The organism is Paracoccus benzoatiresistens, assembly GCF_026913015.1.
In the GTDB taxonomy this organism is placed as follows: Bacteria; Pseudomonadota; Alphaproteobacteria; order Rhodobacterales; family Rhodobacteraceae; genus Paracoccus; species Paracoccus benzoatiresistens.
The window spans coordinates 1-4,189 of record NZ_JAPTYD010000115.1 but is presented as its reverse complement, the minus strand read 5'-3'; the positions used below and the strand labels follow the sequence as shown (position 1 = coordinate 4,189).

The following is a 4,189-nucleotide window of genomic DNA, read 5'->3' as shown; positions in this document are numbered from 1 at the left end:
AGAACTCCCTCGCGAACCGGGTCTTCGACAGCTACGAGGCCATCGTCGACGTCTGCTGCAATGCCTGGAACACGCTCCTCGCCATGCCGGAAAGCGTCGCCTCAATCACCTCACGCCATTGGGCGCAGGTCAGTGGTTAATGCCGTTGGTATAAGATCCCATCTCCGCCAACCTCGATGTTAAATCCTCGAGACCGGGCTCGTTCCACACGCGGTCCTGCAGCAGGAATCTGTGGCTGTTGGTCCGCTTGAGGAAGACTGCATGCGCGGCAACCACCGCGCGCGGCACGCTTCACCCGAAATCAGCATCAAAGATGGCCGCGGCCAGAGGTCCGCAGGAGGCTGTCGGCGTGAGGGGTGGTAGGTTCAGTCTGTTGATGGCTTTGAAAGCAGGGCCGCCACATCATCATGCAGCGTGTTCCACTCGCGCTCCGACAGGGCGGCCAATCCGAAATGTCTCAGAAAGACGGCTCCCTCGGTCGCCAACAGAGCGACCCGAAGCGTGCGCCCCGAACCCTTGGCCGCGAATAGGCCGGCAAATCTTTCCTCATACCAGGCTCGGACGGCCTCCAACTGCTCGGGACTCTGGACCAGGGCGGCAACCAGGGCCGCGGCTCGCTCTGTTCCGGCAGAATCGCCGCCCAGGGAAAGCGAGACGTGGGCGCCGATACGCGCCGCCAAGTCATCACCCTGGGCTTTGAGCAGCTGATCGAACTTGGCAGCATAGTCCTGCAGCCAGCGATCCAGCATGGCACTGATCATCGCCTCCTTGGTCCCGAAGCAGGACTGAACCCCGCCCTTGCTGATCCCTGCAGCCTTGGCGACCGCGTCGATCGTCAGCGCGGCGGCGCCCTGTTCGGACACGATGGCCTCGGCCACAGCAAGAACCTGGTCGCGGTCAATGGTCTGCTTTCGACCCATGGGGGTCTCCTTTTGAATACACACGTATTGAAATAATATAAATACGAACGTATTCCAATGCTGCATGAGACAGGAGATTCGCATGGCCTGGCCAAAGAGAGTCATCATCGTGGGCGCGGGCTTTGGCGGCCTGGAGGCCGCCAAGACGCTGCCACGATCCGGCGTCGACATTACGCTGATCGACCGGACGAACCACCATCTGTTCCAACCGCTGCTTTATCAGGTGGCGACAGCGCGCCTGGCGCCGTCCGGCATCGCCGCCAGCACGCGCGCCCTGGTCAGGCGGCGCAACGTCCGCGTGGTGATGGCCACGGTCACAGGCGTCGACACCGATGCGCGGGAGGTCAAGTCGTCGGACGGACAGTCTTACGGATATGACTACCTCATTCTGGCGACCGGGGCGGATTACAGCTTCTTCGGTCGAGACGAATGGGCGGCCACGGCCCCGGTCATCAAGTCGCTGGAGGATGCGCTGCATGTCTGGGAACGCATCCTCCGAAGCCTGGAAGCGGCGGAGGCGGAGTCGGACTGTGCCCGGCGGCACAGCCTGCTGACCTTTGCGGTGGTGGGTGGCGGACCAACCGGCGTCGAGATGGCGACCGCGATCCTCGATCTGGCACGGCTCTCGGTGCGACGGTTTCGCCATGTCAGCCCCCGGGACATCCGCGTCCTGCTTCTGGAGGCCGGACCCACCATTCTGGGGCATTTCGGCGCCGATCTGTCCGCGCATGCCTGCGCCACCCTGAAACGTCAGGGCGTCGAGCTGATGCTGAACAGCCCCGTGGCCGAGATCGGCCCGGAGGGCCTGCGCGCGGACGGGGTGTGGATCTCCACCCCCAACGTCATCTGGTGCGCGGGCACCCAGGCGCGGCCTGCCGGCACCTGGATCGACGCGCCCGTCGCCCGGAACGGAGGCATCGAGGTGCGTTCCGATTGCGGCGTGCCGGGACATGCCGTCATCTTCGCCGTCGGAGACGGTGCCAGCTTCCGAACGGAAGACGGGCGGGTTCTGCCCGGGCTTGCGCCGGTCGCCAAGCAGCAGGGCCGCTATGTGGCCCGGCTGATCGCCAGACGCATCGGCGGCAGGCCGCCCCCCGGGCCGTTCCGATACCGGAACTGGGGCAGCATGGCCGTGACCGGCCGCCGTTCGGCCGTCGCCGATCTGGGCCTGCTGAAGCTCCGCGGCTATCTGGCCTGGCTCCTCTGGTCGCTCGTCCATCTGTGGCTGTTGGGCGGCATGCGCAACCGGGCCTCGGTCGCGCTGAACTGGGGATGGGGCCTCTTCTCGCGCCACCCGGCCGCGCCCCTTGTCACAGGGTCGGCCGACAATCGGCAAACCGTCCACCCACAATCAAACATCACGTGATAAGGGAGTTTCATTATGGCCTGGATCGTTCTTCTCATCGGTGGCCTCTTCGAGGTCGGCTTCACCACCGCGATGCGCTACGTCGACGGCTTTCGCAACCTACCCTGGACTATCGCCTTCGCGGCCTGCATCGCGCTCAGCTTCTATTGTCTGAATACGGCAACCAAGACCATCCCGGTGGGCACGGCCTATGCGGTCTGGGCCGGGTTCGGCGCAGTTGGCACGGCGGCCGTCGGCATCCTCTTTTACGGAGAGGCCGCGACCCTTGCCCGGATCGTCCTGATCCTGGGGATCGTCGCCTGCATCGCCGGCCTCAAGCTCGTCTCATACCAATCGCCTTGATCTCTGACTCGCACGGGATTCCCTTCGACCTGAAAATCTGAATCATGAACCTCGAGGGATGGAGGCTTTGATGGCGGTTGAGATCACGCGCACGGATATGGCGGCAAGCGAACTTCCGGCGACGGCGGCTCGCACAAAAGATGCGAAGGCGGCGCGGCGGATGCTGGCGATCGCTCTGGTGCTGGAAGGCGCGGATCGCAAGGCGGCGGCGGAGGCCTGCGGCATGGACCGGCAAACCCTGCGCGATTGGGTGCATCGCTACAACAACGACGGGATTGCCGGTCTGTCAAACCGCTATGCGGCAGGCCCAACGCCGCTCCTGAACTCGGAGCGGAAGGCGGAGCTGGCCCGGATCGTCCGGGAAGGACCTGACCTTGAAGCCGATGGGGTGGTCCGCTGGCGCTGCGTCGATCTCAAGCGCAAGATCGAGGACCGCTTTGGGGTGGTCATGCATGAGCGGACGGTCGGCAAACAGCTGGCGGCCCTCGGCTTTCGCCGCCTTTCGGTGCGCCCCCAGCACCCCAGGTCCGACCCGTTGATGCAAGAGGCATTCAAAAAAACTTTGCCGCTACGGTGAAGGCCGCCCTGCCAGAGGCAGCGCGCGGCAAGCCATTGGAGGTATGGTACCAGGACGAGGCACGTGTGGGCCAGCAGGGGACGCTCACCCGGACCTGGGCCGAGCGCGGAACCCGCCCCCGCGCGCCACGCGATACCCGCTACACATGGGCCTATATCTTTGGCGCCGTCTGCCCGGCCCGCGCCACAACCGCGGCTCTGGTCATGCCGCGTGCCGACACCTCGGCCATGAACGCCCACCTTGTCGAAATCGCAAAAGCCGTCGCGCCAGACGCCCACGCCGTGCTCGTGATGGACGGCGCCGGTTGGCATGGCTCCAGCGCCCTGCGCATCCCCGACAACATCACCATCGTGACGCTTCCGCCCTGTGCACCGGAGCTGAACCCGGTCGAGAACATCTGGGCCTATCTGCGGGCAAACCGCCTCGCCATCACCGTCTTCGACACCTGCGATGACATCGTCAATCGATGCTGCGATGCCTGGAATGCCTTCGCAAACGACCCCGAGCGCGTCCGATCAGTTGCCACGCGTGAGTATGCAAAAGCGGTCAATGCTTAGGGCCGTTGGTTCTCTACATGGGGCTGCTGCGTCAAGTCTGTTTTTCGGCTTTGTGCGCGACAATAGCGGTCTGCGGGTCCTGGTTCTCTTCGGCGTCAGCACGCGGGCCGCGCCACTATCCCGGTCTTTCCACATTCCGAACCTTCTGGGCGGCGCACTGTATCAAACGCAGCTTGTGCTGCAACCAACGGTCCCGCGTTCATCCCTCGGGTTCGACCTCTGCCGCACTCGGCTTGGCCGAAACTTGTTTCCCGACCTCAGGCCGGGCGAAGCGATCCTCCCTTTTCCGCGTCGAAGTGGCTTTCCTCTTTCCACAGGCGCAGCAATAGACAAGCGAGCTTCCGTGCTACCGCCACGCGGGCTTTCTTCGCGCCGACGCGCCGCATCAGGCCGAGCCCCCAGCTTTTGAGCGGACTGGTTCCGCGCC

The 4,189-nt window shown here is 64.6% G+C and carries 4 protein-coding genes; 3 read left to right on the top strand and 1 reads right to left on the bottom strand.

The features are described from left to right. Positions 1-365 precede the first annotated feature (365 nt). Entirely contained in the window at positions 366-878 is a 513-nt protein-coding gene (locus OU682_RS23450) for a TetR/AcrR family transcriptional regulator (RefSeq protein WP_268944597.1), read from the bottom strand. A gap of 124 nt (positions 879-1,002) precedes the next feature. Between OU682_RS23450 and OU682_RS23445 the strand changes: the two genes are divergently transcribed. The 3 genes from OU682_RS23445 to OU682_RS23435 all read left to right on the top strand — a co-directional run bounded on the left by OU682_RS23445 (position 1,003) and on the right by OU682_RS23435 (position 3,762). Then, positions 1,003-2,286 (top strand): NAD(P)/FAD-dependent oxidoreductase, encoded by a 1,284-nt coding sequence (locus OU682_RS23445; RefSeq protein WP_268944596.1) that lies wholly within the window; start codon positions 1,003-1,005, stop codon positions 2,284-2,286. A gap of 15 nt (positions 2,287-2,301) precedes the next feature. Then, positions 2,302-2,628 (top strand): DMT family transporter, encoded by a 327-nt coding sequence (locus tag OU682_RS23440; RefSeq protein WP_268944595.1) that lies wholly within the window; start codon positions 2,302-2,304, stop codon positions 2,626-2,628. Between the two features lie 67 nt (positions 2,629-2,695). Further along, positions 2,696-3,762 (top strand): IS630 family transposase gene (locus OU682_RS23435; protein ID WP_268944594.1). Its coding sequence is split into 2 segments (ribosomal slippage): positions 2,696-3,179 and positions 3,179-3,762, totalling 1,068 coding nucleotides; the frame shifts between segments, so codons are not numbered across the junction. Positions 3,763-4,189: the final 427 nt, after the last annotated feature.